The organism is Streptomyces sp. NRRL S-495, assembly GCF_000966955.1.
Classification (GTDB): domain Bacteria; phylum Actinomycetota; class Actinomycetes; order Streptomycetales; family Streptomycetaceae; genus Kitasatospora; species Kitasatospora purpeofusca.
Map to the genome: position 1 here is coordinate 1 of NZ_JZWY01000072.1, position 25,440 is coordinate 25,440.

At 74.0% G+C, this 25,440-nt stretch carries 20 protein-coding genes and 1 tRNA gene; 15 read left to right on the top strand and 6 right to left on the bottom strand.

The genetic code is table 11. The features are described from left to right. The 8 genes from VR45_RS05205 to VR45_RS05240 all read left to right on the top strand — a co-directional run. Window positions 1-718 (top strand): sensor histidine kinase (locus VR45_RS05205; RefSeq protein ID WP_045938489.1); only part of this gene is annotated, 718 nt, incomplete at its 5' end. Further along, entirely contained in the window at window positions 706-1,350 is a 645-nt protein-coding gene (locus VR45_RS05210) for a response regulator transcription factor (RefSeq protein ID WP_045938490.1), read from the top strand. The genes VR45_RS05205 and VR45_RS05210, both read left to right, overlap by 13 nt. A 119-nt stretch (window positions 1,351-1,469) precedes the next feature. Beyond that, window positions 1,470-2,237: a DUF4097 family beta strand repeat-containing protein gene (locus VR45_RS42055; RefSeq protein ID WP_159394116.1), complete on the top strand. Its 768-nt coding sequence runs from the start codon at window positions 1,470-1,472 to the stop codon at window positions 2,235-2,237. Between the two features lie 340 nt (window positions 2,238-2,577). Beyond that, window positions 2,578-3,684: a tRNA dihydrouridine synthase DusB gene (dusB, locus tag VR45_RS05220; RefSeq protein WP_045938502.1), complete on the top strand. Its 1,107-nt coding sequence runs from the start codon at window positions 2,578-2,580 to the stop codon at window positions 3,682-3,684. Window positions 3,685-4,112: 428 nt separating this feature from the next. Further along, complete coding sequence (gene ppdK / locus VR45_RS05225; RefSeq protein WP_234325842.1) at window positions 4,113-6,956, top strand: pyruvate, phosphate dikinase; 2,844 nt, start codon at window positions 4,113-4,115, stop codon at window positions 6,954-6,956. A gap of 300 nt (window positions 6,957-7,256) precedes the next feature. Next, window positions 7,257-7,811, top strand: a complete 555-nt coding sequence (locus VR45_RS05230) for a ribonuclease (protein WP_052708850.1) — start codon at window positions 7,257-7,259, stop codon at window positions 7,809-7,811. 99 nt (window positions 7,812-7,910) lie between these two features. Beyond that, window positions 7,911-8,381 (top strand): hypothetical protein, encoded by a 471-nt coding sequence (locus VR45_RS05235; RefSeq protein ID WP_045938492.1) that lies wholly within the window; start codon window positions 7,911-7,913, stop codon window positions 8,379-8,381. Next, window positions 8,381-8,701: a transcriptional regulator gene (locus VR45_RS05240; protein ID WP_045938493.1), complete on the top strand. Its 321-nt coding sequence runs from the start codon at window positions 8,381-8,383 to the stop codon at window positions 8,699-8,701. The genes VR45_RS05235 and VR45_RS05240 overlap by 1 nt, the downstream gene beginning before the upstream one ends. A gap of 130 nt (window positions 8,702-8,831) precedes the next feature. Here VR45_RS05240 and VR45_RS05245 read toward each other — a convergent pair whose 3' ends face one another. Beyond that, window positions 8,832-9,740 carry a hypothetical protein gene (locus VR45_RS05245; RefSeq protein ID WP_052708851.1) on the bottom strand — a complete coding sequence of 303 codons (909 nt, stop codon included), beginning with the start codon at window positions 9,738-9,740 and terminating at the stop codon, window positions 8,832-8,834. Between the two features lie 314 nt (window positions 9,741-10,054). Between VR45_RS05245 and VR45_RS05250 the strand changes: the two genes are divergently transcribed. Further along, on the top strand, window positions 10,055-11,305 hold the full coding sequence (locus VR45_RS05250) for an ADP-ribosylglycohydrolase family protein (protein WP_078896250.1): 1,251 nt from the start codon (window positions 10,055-10,057) through the stop codon (window positions 11,303-11,305). A gap of 73 nt (window positions 11,306-11,378) precedes the next feature. Here the strand turns inward: VR45_RS05250 and VR45_RS05255 are convergent, their stop codons facing one another. Then, on the bottom strand, window positions 11,379-12,110 hold the full coding sequence (locus VR45_RS05255; protein WP_045938494.1) for a GNAT family protein: 732 nt from the start codon (window positions 12,108-12,110) through the stop codon (window positions 11,379-11,381). 759 nt (window positions 12,111-12,869) lie between these two features. Here VR45_RS05255 and VR45_RS05260 point away from each other — a divergent pair. The 5 genes from VR45_RS05260 to VR45_RS05280 all read left to right on the top strand — a co-directional run bounded on the left by VR45_RS05260 (window position 12,870) and on the right by VR45_RS05280 (window position 19,980). After that, a complete protein-coding gene (locus VR45_RS05260; RefSeq protein WP_045938495.1) occupies window positions 12,870-13,814 on the top strand; it encodes a PAC2 family protein in 945 nt (314 codons plus the stop codon). A 189-nt stretch (window positions 13,815-14,003) separates the two neighbouring features. After that, on the top strand, window positions 14,004-15,029 hold the full coding sequence (locus VR45_RS05265; RefSeq protein WP_052708852.1) for an SGNH/GDSL hydrolase family protein: 1,026 nt from the start codon (window positions 14,004-14,006) through the stop codon (window positions 15,027-15,029). A gap of 243 nt (window positions 15,030-15,272) precedes the next feature. After that, on the top strand, window positions 15,273-16,589 hold the full coding sequence (locus VR45_RS05270; protein ID WP_045938496.1) for a deoxyguanosinetriphosphate triphosphohydrolase: 1,317 nt from the start codon (window positions 15,273-15,275) through the stop codon (window positions 16,587-16,589). A 56-nt stretch (window positions 16,590-16,645) separates the two neighbouring features. Next, on the top strand, window positions 16,646-18,550 hold the full coding sequence (gene dnaG, locus VR45_RS05275) for a DNA primase (protein ID WP_045938497.1): 1,905 nt from the start codon (window positions 16,646-16,648) through the stop codon (window positions 18,548-18,550). Window positions 18,551-18,717: 167 nt separating this feature from the next. Continuing rightward, window positions 18,718-19,980, top strand: a complete 1,263-nt coding sequence (locus VR45_RS05280) for an RNA polymerase sigma factor (RefSeq protein ID WP_234325843.1) — start codon at window positions 18,718-18,720, stop codon at window positions 19,978-19,980. Window positions 19,981-20,055: 75 nt separating this feature from the next. On the opposite strand, the gene VR45_RS05285 is transcribed toward VR45_RS05280, so the two are convergent. From VR45_RS05285 to VR45_RS05300, 4 genes are all read right to left on the bottom strand, one after another. Then, complete coding sequence (locus VR45_RS05285) at window positions 20,056-21,195, bottom strand: XRE family transcriptional regulator (RefSeq protein ID WP_045938498.1); 1,140 nt, start codon at window positions 21,193-21,195, stop codon at window positions 20,056-20,058. A gap of 472 nt (window positions 21,196-21,667) precedes the next feature. Further along, window positions 21,668-23,074 (bottom strand): glutamate decarboxylase, encoded by a 1,407-nt coding sequence (locus VR45_RS05290; RefSeq protein WP_045938499.1) that lies wholly within the window; start codon window positions 23,072-23,074, stop codon window positions 21,668-21,670. Window positions 23,075-23,204: 130 nt separating this feature from the next. Beyond that, window positions 23,205-24,638: an FGGY family carbohydrate kinase gene (locus VR45_RS05295; protein WP_045938500.1), complete on the bottom strand. Its 1,434-nt coding sequence runs from the start codon at window positions 24,636-24,638 to the stop codon at window positions 23,205-23,207. 169 nt (window positions 24,639-24,807) lie between these two features. After that, window positions 24,808-25,101, bottom strand: a complete 294-nt coding sequence (locus tag VR45_RS05300; RefSeq protein WP_037781098.1) for a hypothetical protein — start codon at window positions 25,099-25,101, stop codon at window positions 24,808-24,810. Window positions 25,102-25,347: 246 nt separating this feature from the next. Here VR45_RS05300 and VR45_RS05305 point away from each other — a divergent pair. Then, window positions 25,348-25,420, top strand: a tRNA-Asn gene (locus VR45_RS05305). Window positions 25,421-25,440 lie beyond the last annotated feature (20 nt).

The window sequence follows — 25,440 nt, forward strand, 5'->3', positions numbered from 1 at the left end:
GCCGTGGGCGGTCCGGCTGCTCGCCCGCCTGGACGAGGCGCTCGCCGTGCGCATGCTCGGCCCGGGCCGGACGGCGGTGCTGGAGCACCGGATCGAGGAGGTGGTGGAGAGCCGGGCCGGCCTGGTGGACGCGGTCGACGCCGAGCGCCGCCGGATCGAGCGCGACCTCCACGACGGGGCCCAGCAGCGGCTCACCTCCCTGGCGATGAATCTCGGCCTGGCCCGCCGCACCCTCAAGGACGTCCCGCCCGAGGCCATGCAGGTGATAGTCGAGGCGCACGAGGAGGCCCAGGCGGCCATCGACGAGCTGCGCGACCTCGTCCGCGGCCTGCACCCGGCCGTTCTGGAGGACCGCGGGCTGGACGCGGCGCTCTCCGGCATCGCGGCCAGGGTCCCGCTGCCGGTCCGGCTGGACGTCGACCTGACCGAGCGGATAGCGCCGACGGTCGAGGCCGTCGCCTACTTCACCGTCTCCGAGGCGCTGACCAATGTCGCCAAGCACGCCCGGGCCTCCCGGGTGGACGTCTCGGTGCGGACCGCCGGCGGCCGGCTGCTCCTGGTCGTCAGCGACGACGGCGTGGGCGGCGCGGACGCCGCCCGGGGCACCGGCCTGACCGGCCTGCGGCAACGTACCGCCTCGGTCGACGGATCCCTCTCCCTGCTCAGCCCCGTCGGGGGCCCCACCACCATTACCGTGGAGTTGCCGTGCGCGCTGTGATCGCCGAGGACTCGGTCCTGCTCAGGGTCGGCCTGGTCAAGGTCCTGGAGGCCGTGGGCTACGAGGTGGCCGCCGCCGTCGGGGACGCCGAGGAACTGCTCGTCGCGGTGGAGCAGCACCGCCCGCAGGTGGTGGTGGCGGACGTCCGGATGCCGCCCGGCTTCTCCGACGAGGGGGTGCGGGCCGCACTGGTGATCCGCCGGCAGTGGCCGGAGGTGGCGGTGCTGCTGCTCTCCCAGTTCGTCGAGGAGCGCTACGCCGCGGACCTGCTGACCACCAACACCAGCGGGGTCGGCTACCTGCTCAAGCAGCGGGTGGCCAATGTCGACGAGTTCGTGGACGCCCTGCAGCGGGTCGCCGAGGGCGGGACGGCGCTGGACCCGGAGGTGGTGGCCCAGCTGTTGGTGCGGCGTCACCGCGATCCGTTGGAGCGGCTGACACCGCGCGAGCGGGACGTGCTCGCCCTGATGGCGGAGGGCCGGTCGAACGCGGCCATCGCCGGTGCCCTGGTGGTCAGCGACAGCGCGGTGGCCAAGCACATCAACTCGATCTTCGCCAAGCTCGACCTGCCGCAGGCCGACGACAGTCACCGCCGGGTGATGGCGGTGCTGCGCTTCCTGGAGGTGGCATGAGGACGCCGGACGCCGGTCCGACGGCGGGCACCGACCCTGCCCGGGGCGGGGGGACGACGACGGCCCGTCCGACGGCACCGGTACCCGGGCCCGCCCGCGGCGGGCAATGGGCCTGGCGGGTGCTCGGGACTCTGGCGCTCCTCGTGGTGATGCTGGTCGGTGCCGTGCAGACCTGGGCGATGGCGGTGCAGCAGCAGACCCGTTCGGAGCGGACCTACGGGATCGCGGTGACCAAGGTGCGGCTGGACACCGGCCGGGCCACCGTCCGGATCAGGCCCGGGCAGGAGGGCCAGGTGGTGGTCCGGCAGTTCCTGAACTGGACGGTGCGGATGCCGGTGGTCTCGGCGCTGTTCGACCAGGGCGAGCTCGACGTCCGGATGTTCTGCAACCAGGTGCTGCCGGTCAGCGACCTCGGCTGCGGAGCGGTGATCGAGCTGGAGGTTCCGCCCGGGGTCGCGGTGACCGGCCGGCAGTCCAGCGGCTCCGTCGACATCGCCGGGGTGACGGGTGCGATCGATCTGGTCTCCACCTCGGGGGCGGTCCGGTTGGCCGATGTGTCCGGTCCGCTGACCCTGCGCACCACCTCCGGCGCCGTGCAAGGCCGGCGCCTCACCTCCCCGAGGGCCGACGTCGCCGCGACCTCGGGCTCGGTGGAGCTGGGCTTCGTCACGGAGCCCTCGGCCGTGGACATCGGTGTCACCTCGGGGTCGGTGAGCCTGGGCCTGCCGCGCGGATCCCGCTACGACTTCGAGGGCGGCTCGGCTCCCCGGGGCGGGATCGATCCGTTGCTGGCCGACCGTTCCAGCCCGCACAAGGTGAGGATCTCGGTCAGCTCCGGTTCGGTGGCGGTCTTCGCGAGGGACGGTGACGCCGACGGCAGCGAGTGAGGGCCGGCCGGACCGGTCGTGAAGGGCCCGGGCAGGGCCGGGGCAGGGGCGGTAGGGAGCCCCGGCCGGTGGCCCCCCGGGGCGGGCGCGGTGGGTGGGGGACAATGGAGAGTCCCCGAATCGCCGTCCCCGAGGTCAGCCGCGCATGACAGTCCCGCCCGCACCCACCGAGCCGAGCACCGTGACCGGCACGACCGGCGCCACCGGTACGACCGGCACCAGCACCGCGACCGGCGCCACCGGCGCCGCGACCACCGGCCTCACCGGCACCGCGGCCACGGCCGCGACCAGCACCGCCACCGCGGCCGGCGCCGAGTTCGCGCCGCTGACCGTCGGCCCGATGCAGGTCTGGCCGCCCGTGGTCCTGGCGCCGATGGCCGGCATCACCAACGCGCCGTTCCGCACCCTCTGCCGGGAGCAGAGCGGAGGCAAGGGCCTCTACGTGTCGGAGATGATCACCACCCGGGCCCTGGTCGAGCGCAACGCCAAGACCATGCAGCTGATCAAGTTCGACCCGAGCGAGAAGCCCCGCTCGATCCAGCTGTACGGCGTGGACCCGGTGACCGTCGGCAAGGCGGCCCGGATGATCGCGGACGAGAACCTCGCCGACCACATCGACCTCAACTTCGGCTGCCCCGTCCCCAAGGTGACCCGCAAGGGCGGCGGTTCGGCGCTCCCGTACAAGCGCAACCTGCTGCGCGAGATCCTCCGCGAGGCCGTGTCCAACGCCGGCGACCTGCCGGTCACCATGAAGATGCGCAAGGGCATCGACGACGACCACCTCACCTATCTGGACGCAGGCCGGATCGGTGCCGAGGAGGGTGTCTCCGCGATCGCCCTGCACGGACGCACCGCCGCCCAGCACTACGGCGGTACCGCCGACTGGTCGGCGATCGCCCGGCTGCGCGAGGCCGTCCCGGCGGGGATCCCGGTGCTCGGCAACGGGGACATCTGGTCGGCGGACGACGCGGTGCGGATGATGCGCGAGACCGGCTGCGACGGTGTGGTGGTGGGCCGTGGCTGCCTGGGCCGGCCGTGGCTGTTCAGGGACCTGGTGGCGATCTTCCAGGGCGAGGTGGACTACGCCCGTCCGACCTTCGCCGATGTGGCGCGGGCGATGGTCCGCCACGCGCAGCTGCTCGGTGAGTGGCTGGGCGACGAGGCCCGCGGCGTGATCGACTTCCGCAAGCACGTCGCCTGGTACACCAAGGGCTTCTCGGTGGGCTCGGAACTGCGGGTGAAGCTGGCGAACTCGTCCTCGTTGGCCGAATTGGCCGAAACCCTGGCCCTGGTGGAGCAGTCGCAGAGCTGGCCGGCCGGTGCCGACGGCCCGCGGGGGCGGACCAGCGGCAACAATCGCGTGGTTCTGCCGGAGGGCTGGTTGGACGATCCGTACGACTGCGCCCGACCGGGCGAAGACGCCGAATCGGACACCTCTGGCGGATGATCTGTACGGGGTGGCAAAGACGGCCCTCTCGGGCCGATGGCCACCCCGTCCCAGCCCTCTTTGCCACTCTGGACAAGAGGGCTCCTTTTTGGCATTGGAATGTCACGGAGCGAGCACGTTTCTGGACGTAGTGCGACGATGGGCGGGGTCGGCCTACGCTCGATCGGTGAGATGTGTCCGTGACGCTTGCCACATACCCTGCGCGCCCGAGGGGTCCGACAGGACGAAATGAACAAGTCGAAGGCGGATCGCTTCCCGAAGGGGGGCGGCGGCGGATCGGCACTGAGGGTGCAGGAAATCAAGCCGGGCCGTCAGGCCAGGCGGCCGGTGGCTACCGTGTGTTCCGAACATGTGATCTTCCGGTTTCCATGCCTTCAAGACTTGAACGCTTGCTAGCGTCATCCGGACGATTTCCCCTCCAGAGGTGAATGCCATTCCATGCATTCGATCTAGCGGGTTACCTGCTGGTCCTGGCCACGTACGGCCTATTGGCGGCGCAGAAGTGCCTTCGAAATGGGTATGTTCTCCGGCGTCAGGGCAACCGTGCGCGAGGAGACAGACCCGTGGCGTCCCAGCAGAAGTTTGTTTACTCCTTCACTGAAGGAAACAAGGACCTCAAGGATCTTCTTGGCGGCAAGGGCGCGAACCTGGCCGAGATGACCAACCTGGGTCTTCCGGTCCCTCCGGGGTTCACGATCACCACCGAGGCCTGCAAGGTCTTCCTGGAGACCGGTACCGAGCCCACCTCGCTGCACGAGGAGATCAGCGCCCACCTGGACGCGCTCGAGCAGGAGATGGGCAAGCAGCTCGGCCAGGCCGACAACCCGCTGCTCGTCTCGGTGCGTTCGGGCGCCAAGTTCTCCATGCCCGGCATGATGGACACCGTCCTGAACATCGGCCTCTCCGACGCCTCGGTGGTCGGCCTGGTCGCGCAGTCCGGCAACGAGCGCTTCGCCTGGGACTCCTACCGCCGCCTGGTCCAGATGTTCGGCAAGACCGTGCTGGGCGTCGACGGCGAGCTGTTCGAGGAGGCACTGGACGAGGCCAAGCACGCCAAGGGCACCACCAGCGACCTCGACCTCGACGCCGCGGACCTGAAGCAGCTGGTCGAGGTGTTCAAGGGCATCGTCGAGCGCGAGACCGGCCGGGCCTTCCCGCAGGACCCGCGCGAGCAGATGGACCTCGCCATCCACGCCGTCTTCCACTCCTGGAACGGCGACCGGGCCCGGCTCTACCGCCGCCAGGAGCGCATCCCGAACGACCTGGGCACCGCGGTCAACGTCTGCAGCATGGTGTTCGGCAACCTCGGCGAGGACTCCGGCACCGGCGTCGCCTTCACCCGCGACCCCTCCACCGGCGCCCAGGGCGTCTACGGCGACTACCTGTCCAACGCCCAGGGCGAGGACGTCGTCGCGGGCATCCGCAACACCCTGCCGCTGTCCGAGCTGGAGAAGCTCGACAAGAAGTCGTACGACGAGCTGATGGCGATCATGCAGACGCTCGAGACCCACTACCGGGACCTCTGCGACATCGAGTTCACCATCGAGCGCGGCAAGCTCTGGATGCTCCAGACCCGGGTCGGCAAGCGCACCGCCGCGGCCGCCTTCCGGATCGCCGTCCAGCTGGTCGACCAGGGCCTGATCGACCTGGACGAGGCCCTGATGCGGGTCACCGGCGGCCAGCTCTCCCAGCTGATGTTCCCGCGCTTCGCCCCCAACGCCGAGTCCAAGCAGATCGCCCGGGGCCTCGCCGCCTCGCCCGGCGCCGCGATCGGCAAGATCGTCTTCGACTCCTACACCGCGGTGAAGTGGTCGCGCTCCGGCGAGAAGGTCATTCTGGTCCGTCGCGAGACCAACCCGGACGACCTGGACGGCATGATCGCCGCCGAGGGCATCCTCACCTCCCGCGGCGGCAAGACCTCGCACGCCGCCGTCGTCGCTCGCGGCATGGGCAAGACCTGTGTCTGCGGTGCCGAGGAGCTGGAGGTCGACACCAAGCGCCGCCGGATGACCACCGCCGACGGTCTGGAGCTGGAGGAGGGCGACGTCGTCTCGATCGACGGCGCGACCGGCAAGGTCTACCTCGGCGAGGTACCCGTGCTCCCCTCCGCGGTGGTGGAGTACTTCGAGGGCACCCTGCACGCCGGCGCCGACGTCCAGGGCGGCCTGGTCCAGGCCGTGCACCGGCTGATGTCCCACGCCGACGGCCGCCGCCGCCTCGCGGTGCGCGCCAACGCCGACAACGCCGAGGACGGCTCGCGCGCCCGCCGCTACGGCGCCCAGGGCATCGGCCTGTGCCGCACCGAGCACATGTTCCTCGGTGAGGAGCGCCGCAAGGAGGTCGAGCACCTGATCCTCGCGGACAACGACAAGGACCGCGAGGCCGCGCTCTCCACCCTGCTGCCGCTGCAGAAGGGCGACTTCCTGGAGCTCTTCCAGGCGATGGACGGACTGCCCGTCACCGTCCGCCTGCTCGACCCGCCGCTGCACGAGTTCCTGCCGGACATCACCGAGCTGTCGGTGCGCGTCGCCCTCGCCGAGGCCCGCAAGGATCCGAACGAGAACGACCTGCGCCTGCTCCAGGCGGTGCACAAGCTGCACGAGCAGAACCCGATGCTCGGCCTGCGCGGTGTGCGTCTCGGCCTGGTCATCCCCGGTCTGTTCGGCATGCAGGTCCGCGCCATCGCCGAGGCGGCCGCCGAGCGCAAGCTGGCCGGGGCGGACCCGCGCCCCGAGGTCATGATCCCGCTGGTCGGCACCGTCCAGGAGCTGGAGCTGGTCCGCGACGAGTGCGAGCGCGTGCTCGCCGAGGTCGCCCAGTCCACCGGCGTCCAGCTGGACATCAAGCTCGGCACCATGATCGAGCTGCCGCGCGCCGCCGTGACGGCCGGCCAGATCGCCGAGGCCGCCGAGTTCTTCTCCTTCGGCACCAACGACCTCACCCAGACGGTCTGGGGCTTCTCCCGCGACGACGTCGAGGCCTCCTTCTTCACCGCCTACCTGGAGAAGGGCATCTTCGGGGTCTCGCCGTTCGAGACCATCGACCGCGACGGTGTCGGCGCGCTCGTGAAGCACGCCGTCCAGGCCGGCCGGGCCACCCGCCCCGACCTCAAGCTCGGCGTCTGCGGCGAGCACGGCGGCGACCCGGAGTCGGTGCACTTCTTCCACGAGGTGGGGCTGGACTACGTCTCCTGCTCCCCCTTCCGGATCCCGGTGGCGCGGCTGGAGGCCGGCCGCGCCGCCATCGAGACTGCGGGCAGCGACTCGCGCTGAGTGCCGGGGGCTCGTCATGAGCCCCCCGGCACGGCCGAATCGCTGACCGTGTCCCCTCCATCGGGGAGGGGCGTACACCGGAGCTCGGCGCAGGAGAACCGGCGTACGTGAAGCGGCCGGGGCGGGAACGGACAATGGCGTCCGTACCCGCCCCGGCCGCATGCTTTTCCCGTCAGGCCAGGTCTGCCCGGCCGGACCCCGCCCGGCCGGCCCCCGCCCGGGCGGCCGCCGCCCCCGTTGTGGTGCCGACCACGCGTGTGGCTGGCCGGGCCCCGGCCCGCCGACTGCCAAGCTGGGCCCATGACCAGCAGAAACCGCCTGTGGACCGCCCTCGCCGTGCTGATCTGCGTGCTCGCCGCCGCGGTCGGCTACCTGCTCTCGGACGACACCGGCGGCAGCGCGTCCAGGACCGCCGCGACCGCCACCGCCACCGGCCGGACCGCCACCGCCACCGGCCCGGCCGCGGCCTCGACCGCTCCGGTGGCGCCGAAGCCCAGCGCACCCCGACCCTCGCCCCCCGCCACCCCGCCGGCGACCGCCGCCGGCACCGGCTGGGTGCCGACCGACCCGGCGCTGGCCGACGTCTGCCGCACCAGGCTCCCGGACCAGGCCCGCGACACCCTCGGGCTGATCGCCAAGGGCGGCCCCTACCCCTACCGCTCGGACGGCATCGTCTTCGAGAACCGGGAGAGCCGCCTCCCGCGCAAGACCTCCGGCTACTACCACGAGTTCACCGTCATCACCCCCGGCTCCGGCGACCGGGGCGCCCGCCGGGTGGTCACCGGTGGCTCCGGCGAGCAGTACTGGACCGCGGACCACTACGCCACCTTCCAGGAGATCGACTCCCGCTGCTGAGGAGCGGGTGCCGCCCGGTGCCCCGTTGAAAGTACTTTCCATCATGGAAAGTACGTGCCATAGTGGCATCAAGATCAACGATCACCACCGGGGGACTTCATGAGCGATTCCGTGCCCGTCGAGCTGTCCGCGGCCGAGGCGCTGGGCCTCGCCGCCCGGGCGCGCGCCGCCGCCCGGGCGCCGCAGCTGGTGCCCACCTGGTACGGCGCCACCTTCGCGGTCGGCTTCTCGGTCTACGGCCTCGGCCTCGGCTACGCGCTGTGGGCCGATGCGAGCTGGCTGGCCGGCGTGCTGGGCGGGGTCTTCGCGGCGGTCAGCGGCGCCCTGGGGGCCGTCGTGACCCGTCGCGGCGGTGTGGCGAGGGGCTGGACGCCCGGCTTCGGCGGCCCGATGACGCGCTGGGTGGTGCTGGTCTTTGCCGGAGCCCTCGTGGTGGCCGCCGTCGTCCATCTGCTGGGCGCCGACGCTCGGGGGACGTTCGGCAGCGCCGGTGTCACGGCCGGGGTGCTGTTCTGGCTGGCGATGGTGCGCGTGAACGCCCGGATCCGCCGTGAGGCGGAGGACGCCTGATGGCCGGGCTCGACCCGCTGCTCCAGCACCCCACCCGGCTCACCGTGGTGGCGTTCCTCGGCGGCTGCATCGAGGCCGAGTTCTCCGCCGTCAGGGACTACTGCCAGGTCTCCGACTCGGTGCTCAGCAAGGCGGCGAGCGCACTGGAGGAGGCCGGCTACCTGTCGGTGAAGAAGGGCTACGTCGGCAAGCGCCCGCGCACCTGGCTGGCCGCCACCCGGGCCGGCCGCCGGGCGCTCGCCGACCACCTGGCCGTCCTGCAGCAGTTGGCGGCGGCGGCCGATGCGGCGGGGCGGGAGACGGAGAGCCGGGAGCCGTGACCCCCTGGGGCAGGGCGCGACGGAGCCCCCGAGCCGCCCCACCGCCGAGCCGCTCCACCGCCGAGCCGCCACGAACGCCGCCGCCGCCGAGCGAAGCGACTGCCGCCGATGCGCCGCCACGGCGGCGCCCTCACCGGGCCCGCCGCCAGCTGACCCGGCCGTGCGGCCCGTGCGGCCCGGCCGAGAGCAGCACGGCCAGCTCGTGCAGCACCGGGCCGGGGTCGCGGCGCAGCTGGACCGGGGTGGTGCGGACGACCGGGAGGCCGGCGGTGGTCAGCCGGTTGGCCCGGGTCAGGCTCCGCTCGTGGTCGGCCGGGCGCAGGTGCCAGGCCCGGGAGTCGATCTCCAGCGCGACGCAGGCCTGCGGCCAGTACGCGTCCGGCACCGCCAGGAACCGCCCGTCCAGGAAGAGCACCGGGTTCCAGAGCGGCTCGGGGAGCCCGGCGCCGCGCACCGCGTCCCGGGCCTCGGCCTCGACCACCGACCGCACTCCGGCCGTCAGCTCCTCCACCACCCGGGCCAGCCCGGTCAGTTGGCGGGCGTCCGGCCGGGCGAGCAACTGGTCCAGCAGCTCGCCGAGTTCGCAGTGCCGCCGCTGGACGGCCTCGGCGCAGAGCGCGCGGAACCGGCGCCGTCCGCTCTCCCGGGGCGCGAGGTCGGCCAGCGCCCGGGCGACCGAGGTGCTCCAGAGTCCGTCGTCGCGCTCGAAGCCGCCCGGCATCGCCCCGCCCGCGCGGTGGATCCGGACGAACCCCCGGTCGGCGACCCGCCGCTGGCCCGGGATCAGGACGTCCACCTCGGTGAGGTCCGCCGGGTGCCCGGCGGAGGGGAGGCCGGCATCGGCGAGCACCGCCGCCCCGGTGAGCAGCACCTCCCCGGACTGCGGCGCGGGCCGCCCCTTGGGGCCCGCGTAGGCGAGTGCGGCCCGCAGCCGCTGATGGGCGGTCAGTCGGCCGGTCTGCAGGCAGATCACCCGGGGCAGCACCCGCTGCCACGGCCCGCCGGGCCGCAGCCGGTGGGCGATGCTCCCGGACGGCACTCCGAGGGCGCGCAGTTGGGCGCGGGTGACGATGTGCTGCTGGTCGCCGCCGAGCAGCAGCAGCGGGTCGACGATCGGCCGGGGCGCGGCCCGCGCGCGAGCGGCGACGGGCGGGCCCGGAACAGCGGAACAGCGAGGGGCGGGCCCGGAACAGCGACGAGCGGGTGCGGAACGGTGGCGACCGGGGCGGCGAGGGTCATGCCGAGGTGTTTCCCGCCCGGTTCGGAGGTATGCGAAACATCGCCCGCCCGGGGAGTGTCCGGTCAAACCGGATTGACGCCGGACCGGTGCGGGCGGTGGGCTTGGTGCCCACGATGACGATTCCTCACCCCGGCCCCGCGCTCGACGCGCTCCAGGGCCTCTCCGTCGGCGACGCCTTCGGCGCGCAGTTCTTCGTCCCCGCCACCGCGCGGGCCCACCTCGCCGCCCGCACCACCCCGCCCGGCCCGTGGCCGTGGACGGACGACACCGAGATGGCGTGCTCGGTGTACGCCGCGCACACCGAGCGCGGCGAGATTGACGTGTTCGACCTCACCCACGCCTTCGCCCGCCGGCACGACTTCGACCGGGGCTACGGCCCGGCCGCCAACCGGCTGCTGCGGCTGGTCCGGGAGGGCGGTGACGCCCGCGAGCTGGCCTCGGCCCTGTTCGACGGCCAGGGGTCGTACGGCAACGGCGCCGCGATGCGGGTCGCCCCGCTCGGGGCGGCGTACGCGGCCGACCCGGCGGAGGCGGTGCGCCCCGCCGTCGGGACGGCGCTGATCACCCACACCCACCCGCAGGCGGTGGACGGCGCGGTCGCCGTCGCGGTGGCCGCCGCCTGCGCGGCGCGGGCCCGCGGTGCCCGGCCGTCGCCGGAGGGCTTCCTGGAGCAGGTCCTCGGGCTGACCCCGCGCGGCGCCGTCCACGACGGCCTGGCCGAGGCGGTCGCCCTGCTCACCGAACCGGACCCCACCGCGGTGGCGCGGGTGCTCGGCAACGGCAGCCGGACCAGCGCCGCCGACACCGTCCCGTACGCGCTGTGGTGCGCGGCCCGGCACCTCACCGACTACCCGGCGGCGGTCCGGGCGGCGGTGGCCGCCGGCGGCGACGCGGACACCGTCGCCGCGATCACCGGTGGCGTGGTCGCCGCGCACACCGGGACGGCCGGCATCCCCGCCGAATGGCTGGCCGCCCGGGAGCCGTTGCCGGCCTGGGCCTTCGCCGAGCCGGGCAGCGTGTCCGCCGGCCGGGGCCGCGCGGAGATGCTGGTGCCGCGGCCGTGCCCGGTGCCGGACGTGCTGTGGACGGACGAGCAGTGGCAGCGGCTGCGCACCGGGGCCGGCCCGCTGGTCGGGGGCCGCCTGACGGTGCACACCCGGGAGGGCACGCTCCGGCTCTGCGGTCCGGACGGCCACCCCCAGTGGGAACTGACGGTGGCGCCGGACCGGGCCGGCCGGCGCCCGGTCTCCGCCGTGGTCGAGGCCTGCCCCGCCCGGGCGCCCGAACCGGACGGGGGCCGGGACGCCGGCCGGCTGGCCCGTCTGCTGCGGGCCGCCGTCACGGGCGAACCGGTCGCGGACTGACCCCGGCCCGATCGTCCGGACCCGGCGCGGGTCCGGACGATCGGGCAACGAACCATTGGGCCGGAAGGAAGCCTCAGGCCGTGATCAGATGCCCCGCGCCGCCACCGCCGTGTCTAAGGCACTCCTGGTTGATCGCCGGATCCGGGGCGCTCGGCGAGGTCGCGGCGGCGATCCGCAGCTCGATGATGTCCCGCACGGCGGGCCACTCGTTGTCCAGGATCGAGTAGAACGCGGTGGACCTGACCACCCCGTCCAGCCCGCGCGAGTGCGCCCGGCGGACGCCCTCGGCGGTCGCCCCCAGCCGCTCGATGGCGGCCCGCGACCGCATGTTGCGGGCATCGGCGCGCAGCGAGATCCGCTGCACGCCCCACACCTCGAAGGCGTGCCGCAGCATCAGCAGCTTCGCCTCGGTGTTGATGCCGGTGCCCTGGGCCCGCGGGGACAGCCAGGTGTTGCCGATCTCGGCGGCGTCCGGGACGGCCGTGGCCGGATCGCCGAACGGCACGCCGGGAACCGGCGGCCAGACGAGCGGCCCCTGCCAGTAGTCGAGTTCCAGGAACCGGGTGGAACCCACCACGCGGCCGTCGGCCTGGTTCACCGTCGCGAACGGCAGCGACCGGCCGGAGGCCTGGTCCGCCAGAGCACGCGCGATGTACTCCCGGGCAGCTTCCAGGCCGTGCGGGACGGGGGTGAAGGCGTAAGTCGTACGGTCCTCGGCGCCGGCCTGGGCGATGGCCTCGGCATGATGCGCGGCGAGGGGCTCCAGCCGCACGGTGCGGCCGGTGAGGATGACAGGTACGGGCACGGAACCTTCGGTCCTTCGGCGGTCGGAGGGCGCTGGCCCGTGCCGGGGTGCGGCGAGGGTCAGCAGTGGACGGTTCGCCCCGCTCCGGAGTGCGCCCACCGGTGCCCGCGCACGCCGGAGGCCGGTCGAGCGGGGCGGGGAGCGACGGCCCGGAGTCGGGCAGCGCGGTGCCGGAACGGACACGGGTCCACGGACCGGTCCGGCGGGATGAGCGAGGGGACAGTGTGCGTCCGCGAGATGGCCGAAGAGGAAACGAGAGCGCGAAGGGAAGCAGGCGGCCAGGTGAAGGCAAGATGCGTCGTGGGTGACTGTCCGAGCACCGGTCCGGGTCGTGATCGACGGCGTTACGGACGACGTGACGACGACGCGACGATGCGAGGCAGCGAGAGGACGATACCCGCCAGAAGGCAATGCGTCACTTCGCGGCACACGAATGGCCGTCGGGGCTGGTCCGGGGCCTGTGGCGGCGACCGTTCGCACCCCCCTGACCAGGGCCTTTCGGGCCGAGTGCGATCATGGTCCGGTCGGCCTCGCGGGGGCGCGCGACGGGCGGGACGGCGGGCGCGCGACGGGCGGGACGGCGGGCGCGCGACGGGTGCGCGACGGGCAGGCCCGGGAAACGGGCCCGGCCCGGCGGGAATTCCGGCGGCACTCCGCACGCTGGACGAGGAGAGCCGGGCAGGAGTCCCAGCGCGGGCAGCCGCGCGGGGGCGTGCGCGGCGAACCGCGACGAGGAAAGAAACGGGGTGTGGGTGAGCGGTGCGTGATCCCCAGGCGCTGTACGAGCTGGACCAGCAGGGTGTGGCCGCGGTGGCCGCGGCGAGGGCCGCGCTGGCGGACACCGGTGCCGGCCTGGTGCTGCTCCACCACTTCGAGGGCTTCATGGACGCCGGCGAGGCGGGCGCCCAGGTGGTCGACCACCTGCTGGAGACGGGCGAGCCCCAGGTCGTCGCCCGCTTCGACCACGACCGCCTGGTGGACTACCGGGCCCGCCGCCCCGCGATGGTCTTCGACCGCGAGCACTGGTCGTCCTACGAGCCGCCGGAGATCCTCCTCCAGCTGCTCCACGACGCGGCCGGCTCCCCGTTCCTGCTGCTCACCGGGCCGGAGCCGGACGTCGAGTGGGAGCGTTTCGCCGCCGCCGTCCGGCAGCTGGTCGAGCGCTTCGACGTCCGGCTGGCCCTCGACTTCCACGGCATCCCGATGGGCGTGCCGCACACCCGCCCGGTCGGTCTGACCCCGCACGGCAACCGGCTGGACCTCGCGGCCGGCTACCCGCAGTGGTTCGAGCAGGCGCAGGTCCCGGGCAGTGCCCAGGCGCTGCTGGAGTACCGGCTGGCCGAGGCCGGGCACGACGTGCTGGGCTTCGCCGCGCACGTGCCGCACTACGTGGCGCGCTCGGCGTACCCGGCGGCCGCGGTGCTGATCCTGGAGGCCGTCCAGTCGGCGACCGGGCTGGTGCTGCCCGGCACGCTGCTGCGCGAGCGGGTGGACGAGGTGTACGCCGACATCGAGGAGCAGCTGGCGCAGGGCGACAGCGACCTCCGCTCGGCGATCCGCGGTATGGAGGGCCAGTACGACGCGGTGGCCGGTTCGCAGGGCCGGGAGAGCCTGCTGGCCGAGCCGGTGGACCTGCCGTCCGCGGACGAGCTGGGCCGCCGCTTCGAGCAGTTCCTGGCCGAGCACGAGCGCGGGCCGGAGTAGTCGGCCGGGCGGCCCCGGGTGACGGTCCCCGTCGCCCGGGGCCGCCCGCTGCCGGGGCGTCCCGCGCCGCCGTCGAAATTCCCCGCTCCGGTCGGGATCGATCGCGCCCGCCCGTCCGTTGGGGACTGCGGTGCCCGGGGGACGGGCCGTCGTAGGGAGAATGCCAGCGGCTCCTACCGGGGGGTTCCCGTGTCACTGTCCGTACGCCCGATCGGCACGCTCGGCGGCGTGTTGAGCGCGGGCCTCGTCGCCGTGCTGGTTGCCGGATGCTCCGGTTCGTCCGGTTCGGAGACCGTCGCCGCGGCTGCCGCGGGCGGCTCGGCACCGCCGCGCGCCGCCGCCACCGGGCCGACCCCGACGCCCACGCCCACCCCGACGCCCACGCCCACCGGGCCGTACGTGGCGCTCGGCGACTCCTACACGGCGGGTCTGAAGATCAGCCCCCAGCAGGCGGCCGAGCCGAAGGGCTGCTCCCGTTCGGCGGTCAACTACCCCTCGCTGGTGGCCCAGGCGCTCGGCCTGGCGGGCGAGCGGTTCCACGACGTCAGCTGCAGCGGTGCCCGGACCGGCGACCTCACCGGCTCCCAGAGCACCGACGGGGGTGTCAATCCGCCGCAGCTGGACGCGCTCACCCCGGCCACCCGGCTGGTGACCCTCGGGATCGGCGGCAACGACGCCGGGTTCATGGAGGTCGTCGGCCAGTGCGCCAAGGAGAACCTGGTGGACGCGCTCAAGGGGCTGGTCGGCTCGGGCCGCGCGGCGGCGCCCTGCCGGGACTCCTACGCGGCCGCGGACGGCGGGGACCAGGTGCAGCGCAAGGTGGACAGCGCCGGCGAGCGGCTCGGCGAGACCCTCAAGGAGGTCAAGCGGCGGTCCCCGCAGGCCAGGGTCTACGTGGTCGGCTATCCGGCGCTGCTGCCCGCCGACCCGGCGAGCTGCGTCCCGGTGCTGGGGTCGACCGTCGCGGGTGGGGACCTCGGCTTCCTGGTGGAGAAGGAGCAGCAGCTCAACGCCATGCTCAAGCGCCGGGCGGAGGCGGCCGGAGCGGTCTTCGTGGACCTCACCGGGCCCTCGGCCGGCCACGACATGTGCGCGGGCGAGACCGCCCGGTGGGTGGAGCCGCCGTTCCCCACCCAGGGCCTGGCCGCGATCCACCCCAACGCCAAGGGCCAGGAGGGCGCGGCCGCGGCCGTCCTCAAGGCGCTGCGGGGCTGACACCGGCGCCCGACCCCCTTCGGCCCCGGCCGTCCCCGTCCCCGTCCCCGTCCCCGTCCCCGTTCCCGGGCCGTCCGCCCTGCCCGGGCCGCCTCCCCGGCCGCCTCCGCGGGCCCGTAGCCGGGCCGTAGCCAGGCCGGGGCAGGCCCGACGGCGGGCGTCCAAGGGTTCACGCCCCGGCCCGCGCGCGGTCGCGCGCGGCACACTTCCGGTGTCACAGCCGCGGCGTACGGTGAGGGGCATATGGACGACACCGCGCACCGCCTCACCGCCGCCACGACCCCGACCCCGTACGACCGCGCCGCCGAGGCCCGCTGGGTGCCCGAACCGGACAAACGTCCCGGCCGGACGGCGTTCCAGCGCGACCGCGCCCGGGTGCTCCACTCCGCCGCCCTGCGCCGGCTGGCCGGCACCACCCAGGTGGTCGCCCCGATGCGCAGCGACTTCCCCCGCACCCGACTGACCCACTCGCTGGAATGCGCCCAGGTCGGCCGGGAGTTGGGCGCGGCGCTCGGCTGCGACCCGGACCTCGTCGAGACGGCGTGCCTGGCCCACGACATCGGCCCCCCGCCGTTCGGCCACACCGGCGAGGAGGCGCTCGACCAGGCCGCCGAGGCCTGCGGCGGCTTCGAGGGTAACGCCCAGTCGCTGCGGATCCTGACCCGGCTGGAGCCCAAGCGCTTCGCCCCCCAGGACGGGGCGCCGGCCCGGCTGGCCCCCTGGCCGGGCCGCAGCGTCGGCCTCAACCTGAGCCGCGCCGCCCTGGACGCCGCCACCAAGTACCCGTGGCCGCACGGCGCCCACCCCACCGACCCGGCCTCGCCCAAGTACGGCGTCTACGCCGACGACCTGCCGGTCTTCCGCTGGTTGCGGGCCGGTGCCCCGGCCGGGGCCAAGTGCTTCGAGGCCACCGTCATGGACTGGTCCGACGACGTCGCCTACTCGACCCACGACGTCGAGGACGGCCTCCAGGCCGGCCACATCGACCCGCTCGCGCTGCGTGCCCCGAGCGAGCGGTCCGAGCTGTTCAAGGTCGCCGAGCGCTACGCCCGGGACGCCGAGCCCGAGGAGCTGGCGGAGGCCCTGGACCGGCTGCTCGACAAGGACTGGTGGCCCGAGTCGTACGACGGCACCGCCCGCGCCCGGGCCGGGCTGAAGGATCTCACCAGCCAGCTGATCGGCCGGTTCTGCCTGGCCGCCGAGCAGGCCACCCGGGCCCGCTACGGCCCCGGCCCGCTGACCCGGTACGGGGCCGAGCTGGTGGTGCCGCGCGAGGTCCGGCTGGAGTGCGCGGTGCTCAAGGCGGTCGCGGTCCGGTACGTCATGCAGCGCGACGAGCAGGCCCAGCTGCGGGCCAGGCAGCGGATCGTCATCGCCGAGCTGGCCGAGGTCCTCACCCGGCGCGCCCCCGAGGTGCTGGACCCGGTGTTCGCCGCGATGTACGAGGAGGCGGAGGACGACCGCGCGGCCCTGCGCACCGTGATCGACCAGATCGCGACCCTCACCGACGCCTCGGCGCTGGCCCTGCACGCCCGGCTGACCGGTCCGGCCGGGTCCTGACGGGCGGCGCCGGGCGGACCCGCCGGACAACCCGGCCGCCCCAGTAGACTTCCGGGGTGGCCGGGCGGATCAGGGACGAAGATGTACAGGCGGTGCGGAGCGCGCTGCCGATCGACGCCGTGGTCGGCGACTACGTACAGCTGACCAACGGTGGCGGCGGTGAGTACAAGGGCGTCTGCCCCTTCCACGACGAGAAGTCCGCCTCCTTCTACGTCAATCCGGCCAAGGGCGTCTTCCACTGCTTCGGCTGCCAGGAGAACGGCGACACCATCGCCTTCCTGATGAAGATCGAGCACTTCACCTTCGCCGAGGCCGTCGAGCGGATGGCGGCCCAGGCCGGCATCACCCTGCGTTACGAGGAGGGCGGCTACAGCCCCCGGCACCAGCAGGGCGAGCGCACCCGGCTGGTCGAGGCGCACAAGGTGGCCTCCGCCTGGTACCAGGAGCAGTTGGCCTCGCCCGAGGCCGAGATCGGCCGCCGCTTCCTGGCCGAGCGCGGCTTCGACGAGGAGTCCGCGCGGACCTTCGGCGTCGGCTACGCCCCGGTCGGCTGGGAGCACCTGGTGCGCTACCTGCGCGGCAAGGGCTTCACGGACAAGGAGATCCTGCTCGGCGGCCTGGCCTCGCAGGGCCAGCGCGGCGGTCTGATCGACCGCTTCCGGGGGCGGCTGGTCTGGCCGATCCGGGACATCGCGGGCGAGGTGATCGGCTTCGGCGCCCGGCGGCTGCGCGAGGACGACAACGGTCCGAAGTACCTCAACACCCCCGAGACGCCGATCTACAAGAAGTCGAACGTGCTCTACGGCATCGACCTGGCGAAGAAGGAGATCGCCAAGTCCGGCCGAGCGGTGGTGGTCGAGGGCTACACCGATGTGATGGCCTGCCATCTGGCCGGCGTCACCTCCGCCGTGGCCACCTGCGGCACCGCCTTCGCCGAGGACCACATCAAGATCATCCGCCGGCTGCTGATGGACACCTCGCAGTACCGGGGCGAGACCGTCTTCACCTTCGACGGCGACGCGGCCGGCCAGAAGGCCGCGCTGCGGGCCTTCGAGGACGACCAGAAGTTCGCCGCCAAGACCTCCATCGCGGTCAGCCCCGGCGGCATGGACCCGTGCGAGCTGCGCCTCGCCAAGGGCGACGACGCGGTCCGCGAACTGATCGACAACCCCGTCCCGCTCTTCGAGTTCGCGCTGGGCTCGGCCGTCGCCAAGCACCGGGTGGACACGCCCGAGGGCCGGTCGGCGGCGCTGGAGGAGGCGGCGCCGATCGTCGCCAGGATCAAGGACCGCTCCATCCAGCACGAGTACGCCGTCCGGCTGGCCGGCATGCTGGGCATCCTGGACGAGCCGTTCGTGGTCCGCCGGGTGGCCCAGCTGGCCCGCTGGGACCGCGAGCGCCAGCAGAACCCCCGGGGCAACGGCCAGCGCCGCCCCGAGCCGCCGCAGCCGGCCCGCCCGGCCCGGCCCGCCTTCGTGCTCAATCCGCGCGACCCGGCCCAGTTCGTCGAGCGCGAACTGCTCAAACTGGCCCTCCAGCACCCGGACCTGGTCGCGCCGGCCTTCGACAACTACGCCGAGGACGAGTTCCCCACCCCGCCCTACACCGCCGTGCGGCGGGCCATCGGCCAGGTCGGCGGCGCCGCGTACGGGGCCACCCTGGCCGACTTCACCAGTGTGGTGCGCGAGGGCTGCCCGGACGACCGGGTGCGCTCGCTGGTCACCGAGCTGACCGTGGAACCGGTGCGCTCGCGCCGCAAGGTGGACGCCGTCTACGCGGGGGAGTTCCTGGTCAAGCTGCGGCTGCTGGCCGTGGACCGGCGGGTCGACGAGGTCCGCGCCCACCTCCAGCGCCTCGGCAACCGCGCCGCCCCGGAGGACCTGCACGCGGTGCAGACCGAGCTGTGGCAGCTCCAGCAGTACGGGCAGTCCCTGCGCAGCGGCGGTTCCGCCGCGCTCTAGCGCGTGTCCTGCCGGCAAGGACACGGCCCGGGACCCGTTCGCGCCCCCGTTCAGAAAGTCCGCGCACGAGTCTCGGCCACGGAGCGTGGCGTGCCGCACACTGGAGGGCGTCCTGCCTCCGTACAGCGCGGGTCCGCCAGAGTCGCGCCCGCCCAGAGGGGATGCCCGTGGACCGAGGCCCCGCCGCGACCGCCCAGCCGACCACCGATCCGCTCGCCCCGCCTCCGCTCGCCCCGCCTCCGCCGTCCGACGACACCGCCGACCCGCCGGAGGACCACGGCCGGGCGGGGCCGCCGCCCGCGGACGGCGCGCGCGTGGCCGCCCGGGGCCGCCCGTCGGGGCACCCCGACGCCGAGGGGGCGGGCGGCCCCGAGGAGACAGAGGGCAGAGAGGACACCGAGACCACCGAGGACGGGGACGCCGAGGGTTCCGAGAACGCCGAGGGTGCCGGTCGGGAGGAGCCGGAGGACCCCGAGGAGACGGTCGGCCCGCGGCGCCCGGCGGCCGCCGATCCGAGCGGGCCCGCCGCCGACCTGCTCCGCCAGTACCTCCGCGAGATCGGCCGGATCCGGCTGCTCACCGCCGCCGAGGAGGTCGACCTCGCCCGCCGGATCGAGGCCGGCCTGTTCGCGGAGGAGCGACTGCACCGCGAACCGCCGCCCGCCGACCGGCTGGCCGCCGAACTCGGTACCCTGGTGCTGATCGGCCGGCTCGCCAAGCGCCGGCTGATCGAGGCCAACCTGCGGCTGGTGGTCTCCGTCGCCAAGCGCTACATCGGCCGCGGCCTCACCCTGCTCGACCTGGTCCAGGAGGGGAACCTCGGGCTGATCCGGGCGGTCGAGAAGTTCGACTACGCCCGGGGCTACAAGTTCTCCACCTACGCGACCTGGTGGATCCGCCAGGCGATGAGCCGCGCCCTGGCCGACCAGGCTCGGACGATCAGGGTCCCGGTGCACGTCGTCGAACTGATCAACCGGGTGGTGCGGGTGCAGCGTTCGCTGCTCCAGGAGCGCGGGACCGAGCCCGGCCCGGCCGACATCGCGGCCGCCCTGGAGCTCACCGAGGAACGGGTGCGGGAACTGCTCCGCCTCGCCCAGGAGCCCATCTCCCTGCACACCCCGGTCGGCGAGGAGGACGACGTCGCGCTCGGCGACCTCATCGAGGACGCCGACGCGGCCTCACCCGCCGAGTCCGCCGCCTTCCTGCTGTTGCGCCAGCACCTGGAGGCGGTGCTGGCCACCCTCGGCGAGCGCGAGCGCCAGGTGGTCCAGCTCCGCTACGGCCTGGACGACGGGCGGGCCCGCACGCTGGAGGAGATCGGCGTGCTGTTCGGGGTGACCCGGGAGCGGATCCGCCAGATCGAGTCGAAGACCCTGGTCAAGCTCCGCGACCACGCCTTCGCCGCCCAGCTCCGCGGGTACCTCGAATAGCGGACGGCCGCACGGCGCGCCCGGTGGCGCATCGTGCGGCCGGTCGGTCCGTCAGCCGGTCAGCCGGTCAGCCGGTCAGCTGGACGGCGCCGGAGCCGGGTCGCCGGCGGCCGCCGGCGGGGAGGCCGGGCCGACCGGGATCGGGGTGTTGGCGACCACCCGGGCCAGGTCGGAGATGCTGGAGGTGCAGGAGGCGCCCTCCGGCTGGGCCTGCTTGCCGCAGACCTGGAGGACGGCCGAAGGGTCGCCCGCGTTCACCATCTGCGAGTAGTTGTCGTAGCCCCAGTGGATCAGCGCCGTCTCCGACTCGCCGCCGCTGGTGGTGATGGTCGCCTGGTCGCCGGGCTGGCCCTCGGTGATGGCGGCCCAGGCCGCCTGGCACTTCTGGCTGTACCGGAGGTAGATGACGACCTTGCCGATGTTGGTGGTCAGCAGGGTGCGGGCGTCGCCGCCGCAGCCGGCCGCCTTGGGGTCCTTGTGCGCGCAGCCGAGCGCCTGGCAGGCCGGGACCGCCGGGGCGGGGTTGGCCGGCACGGCGGGTGCGGAGGTGCTCGGCGAGGCGGAGTCGACGGGCGTCACCGACGTGGAGGGCAGCACCGTGGCGGCGGTCGGTCCGACGTTGTCCTCGTCGGCGCCGGAGAAGTACCGCACCCCGGCGAGGGCCAGCAGCAGGACCGCGACCACCGAGGCGGCGACCAGGGCCACGGACCGGCCGCGCACCGGGCCGGTCGGCCCCTTGGTGGACCTGGCGCGGTCGGGAGCGGGAACGGCGGTGAGGTCGGGGGTGCCCCCGGTACCGGTGCCGTCGGCGCCCGGATCCCGGTCGGGCCCGTCCGACTCCTCCGCTGTCTCAGTGCCCTCCGCGGCCTCCGCGGTCTCCGCGGTCTCCGAAGTCCCGGCAGCCTCGGCGCCCACCACCGTGTCACCTGCCGCCGTGTCACCCGACGTGGCCCCCTCGGCCGCCGTCAGCTCCCACAGCGCCCGCAGCTTCGGCCCGTCGCAGTCGACTGCTCCGACCAGCGCATCGAGCGCCTGCTCGGTGATGACCCGCTTGCCGTTCAGCCAGCGCTCCCAGGAAGCCCGGCTGTAGTGGGTCCGGGCGGCCAGTTCGGAGAGCGAGAGCCCGGTCGCGTCCTTGACGGCTCGCAGCTCCTCCGTGAGGCGCCTGGCAGGGTCGGACAGGTCGTCGGGCAGCTGCTTCCAGGCGGAACCCATGCGGTCTCTTCCAAACGTGCGAGGCGGGCGGGGCGGGCGGTGCTGGAACCGGTCCGGGCCCCGGTGACGTGTCCGCGTCTCAAACCTCGACGGCCCGGTGTCCCAATACCCAGGTCCTGGCGCTGAGACGGACGGAAGTGTCTCACAACACCGGGAGACGCTCGAACATTCATATGGCGGTCGGGCATTGTTCTTCCCGACGGGGCAGTCCGCCGCCCCGGTCCCACCGCCCGGGTGCCGTCCCCTACGGCCCCGGTGCCGCCGTTCCCTGGCCCTCCACCGGTCCGAGACAGTCTCACGGGGGGATACTGCCCCGGACCGCAGGGAAGCACGGTGGGAAGGGTGTCCCAAGCCGTCTCAGGCAGCCCTTCCCACCGTGGTCACGACCCCGCGCGCCCGCTCCGTGGCGACGCCCGCCCGCCTGCTCGCCCGTCCGCCTGCCCGCCCTGCCGGAGACTCGCCCACCGGTGTCTCAGTGGTGGAAGGCCGTCCGGACCGGCACGCCGAGGTCCTTGAGCGGGACCGGCTGGCTGCGCAGCTCCGGCAGCAGCCGTTCCAGGTCCGTGAGCAGCAGATCGGCGAGGTCGCGCGAGAACCCGTTGCGGCAGACCACCCGCAGGACCGCGAGGTCCTCCCGGTTCGCCGGGAAGGTGTACGCGGGCACCTGCCAGCCGCGCTCCCGCAGCCGTCGCGACACGTCGAACACGTCGAACGCCACCTCGTCCGTGGTGGTGAACGCGAACACCGGCAGCTCGTCGCCCCGGGTGATCAGCCGGAAGCCGCCGAGGCCCTCGATCTCCCCGGCCAGATAGCCGGCCACCTCCCGGCAGACGCCCTGGACGGCCCGGAAGCCGGCCCGGCCCAGCCGCAGGAAGGTGTAGTACTGCGCGACCACCTCGGCGCCGGGCCGCGAGAAGTTCAGTGCGAAGGTCGGCATCTCGCCGCCCAGGTAGTTGACCCGGAACACCAGTTCCTCGGGCAGCGCCTCGTGGTCCCGCCAGAGCGCCCAGCCGACGCCCGGGTAGACCAGTCCGTACTTGTGGCCGGAGGTATTGATGGAGGCGACCCGGGGCAGCCGGAAGTCCCAGACCAGGTCCTCGTCCAGGAACGGCGCGACCATGGCGCCGGAGGCGCCGTCCACGTGCACCGGCACGTCCAGGCCGGTGCGCTGCTGGAGGTCGTCGAGCGCGGCGCAGATCGCCTCCACCGGCTCGTAGGAGCCGTCGAAGGTCGAGCCGAGCACGCCGACCACGCCGATGGTGTTCTCGTCGCAGAGCTCCACCGCCTGCTCGGGGCCGAGGTGGAAGCGCTCGCCGTCCATCGGCGCGGTGCGGGCCTCGACCTCCCAGAAGGCGCAGAACTTCTCCCAGCAGACCTGCACATTGACGCCCATCACCAGGTTGGGCCGGGCACCGGCGGCGTAGCGCTCGGCGTTGCGGGTCGTCCAGCGGCGCTTGAGCGCGAGTCCGGCCAGCATGCAGGCCTCGCTGGAGCCGGTGGTGGAACAGCCGATGGCGGCGTCCGGGTCCGGGGCGTGCCACAGGTGGGCGAGGATCGACACGCAGCGCCGCTCCAGTTCGGCGGTCTGCGGGTACTCGTCCTTGTCGATCATGTTCTTGTCGAGGCACTCGGTCATCAGCCGGGCGGCCTGGACCTCCATCGAGGTGGTGACAAAGGTCGCCAGATTGAGCCGCGCGTTGCCGTCCAGCAGCAGCTCGTCGTGGATCAGCTGGTACGCCGTGTCGGCCGGGACCGGGCCGTCGGCGAGCCGGTGCAGCGGGGGCGACAGCGCCATCCCGCCGAGCGGGTCGGCGGCGGTGCCGACGAACGGTCCGACGGTCAGCCGGCGGTCGTCACCGGCGCCCTTGTGCAGTGCCATGGCGAATCCGCCGCCCTTCCGTCCGGTGGCCCGGGTCGCCTTCCACGCTGCCACCGGACGCCGGGTCGCGCATCCGCTGCGGCGGAGCGCCCATGGCCCGGGGCACCCCGCCCCGGCCGCCCCGGCGGTCTCAGCCGGCCGTCTCCGGGTGGATCTGCTCGCGGGCGGCCCGGTACTGCTGGCGGACCGCCGAACCGACCGCCGGGTCGTGCTCGGCGTCCGGGGCGACGGTGACGGCCCCCGGCAGCTCCCAGCGCGGCGGCTCGGGCGTTCCGGCCAGCGCCCAGGCCGCCTGCCGGGCCGCGCCGCGCGCCGCGTGCGCGCCGGGGGGCGGGACGACCACCGGGACGCCGAACAGCTGCGGCGCGACGTGCCGCACCGCCGCCAGCCGTCCGGCGGCGCCCAGCAGGAAGACCCGCTTCACCTCGACGCCGCGGGCGCGCAGCACGTCCAGGGCGTCGGCGCTGTTGCAGAGCATGCCCTCGACGGCGGCCCGGGCCAGGTGCTGAGGGGACATCGACTCGGCCCGCAGGCCGGTCAGGGTGCCGGCCGCGTGCGGCAGCGCGGGCGTCCGCTCGCCGTCCAGGTAGGGGAGCAGCACCAGCCCGTACGCGCCGGGGGAGGACTGCATCGCGAGGTCGCTGAGGCCCTCCAGGTCGCGGCCGAGCATGGCGGCGGTGGAGCGCAGCACCTGGGCGGCGTTCAGGGTGGCGACCATCGGCAGGTGGCGGCCGGTGGCGTCGGCGAAGGAGGAGACCAGCCCGGTGGCGTCCACCACGGCCTGCTCGTGCACCGCGAAGATCGTCCCGGAGCTGCCGAGCGAGACCACCGCGTCCCCGGGGTCGAGGCCGAGGCCGAGCGCGGCGGCCATGTTGTCCCCGGTGCCGGCCGAGATCAGCAGGCCCTCGGGGGTGTGGCCGGCGGGTTCGGCGGGGCCGAGCACGTCCGGCAGCTTCAGCTGGTGGCCCAGGGCCAGTTCGACCAGGTCCTGGCGGTACTCGGCGGTGATCGGGGACCAGTAGCCGGTCCCGGAGGCGTCGCCCCGGTCGGTGGTGCGGCGCCTGGGGTGGCCGAGCAGCTGCCAGACCAGCCAGTCGTGCGGGAGCAGCACCTCGGCGACCCGCCGGGCGTTGGCCGGCTCGAACTCGGCGAGCCAGCGCAGTTTGGCGACGGTGTACGTGGGGCCGGGGACGGCGCCGATCGCCGCCGTCCAGGCCGCGGGGCCGCCCAGCTCGTCCACCAGGGCGGCGGCGGCGCCGCCGGCGCGCGGATCGTGCCACAGGATCGCCGGCCGGACCAGCACGCCGCCGGCGTCGAGGCCGATCATGCCGTGCTGCTGCGCGCTGACGCCGATCGCCCGGACGCTCTCCAGCAGGCCGCCGGCCGCCGCGTCGCCGAGGGAGTGCAGCCAGAGCTGCGGATCGGCCTCGCCGGGGCGGGTGTCCGGGTCCTCCGGAGCGGGGTGGTCGGCCTTGCCGGAACGCAGGACGGCGCCGGTTGCGGAGTCGCACGCGACGATCCTGGTGCGACCGGTGGAGCTGTCTATCCCCGCGACGATGGCCATAGTCGAGATCATGCCTCAGCGGGCGTCCGGACGCGGCCCGGCCGGGCAAGTTTTGCCCGTTCGGTACCGCGCCCGGGAGCCCTCGTCCGGCCGGGCGCCACCGAGGTGCCGACCGGCCTTCGGACCCGCCCCGGGCGCGGTGGCCCGGGGCGGCGGCCAGGCACGACGGTCAGGGGCGGAAGGTGCCCCAGGCGTCGTCCTCGGCCTTCGGCCGGTTGAAGTACGGCACCCGGTCGGTGACGGCGTTGGGCAGCCGGTCGCCGACCTTGTCGGCGACGGCTCCGGCGGCCTTCCCGGCGACCGCGCCGGCCTGCTGGCGGGCCTTGTCCGTCGCGCCCTGGACCTTGGGGTTCTGGGCGACCTGCCGGGTGACCCTGGCGATCTGCTCGTAGCGCTGGCGCCCGGCCCGCGTGCCGAGTACGTAGCCCGCTGCGAGTCCGACGCCGAACGACAGCTTCCACATGGTCGGATTCCACCCTCTCCTGGCGGCCATTGCCGCGTTGCCCTACCCGTCTGTCGGGACGGTGAACCGTCGGTGACCCCAGCATCCACGGACGGGGCCCCGGGCGCGCGGGGAGCGCACCCGGCGGGGCCGGTCGGCGGCGGTCGGGGAAAGCGATTGGCGGACCACCCCCCCGAGTGCGCTAATGTATGTCCCGCAGCGAGCGCCGAGGAGCCCGGGAGACCGGGGGCCGAAGCGGAAGCTCGATCCCCCATAGCTCAATTGGCAGAGCAGCCGACTGTTAATCGGCAGGTTATTGGTTCGAGTCCAATTGGGGGAGCCGAGGTGATGGCCTTCGGG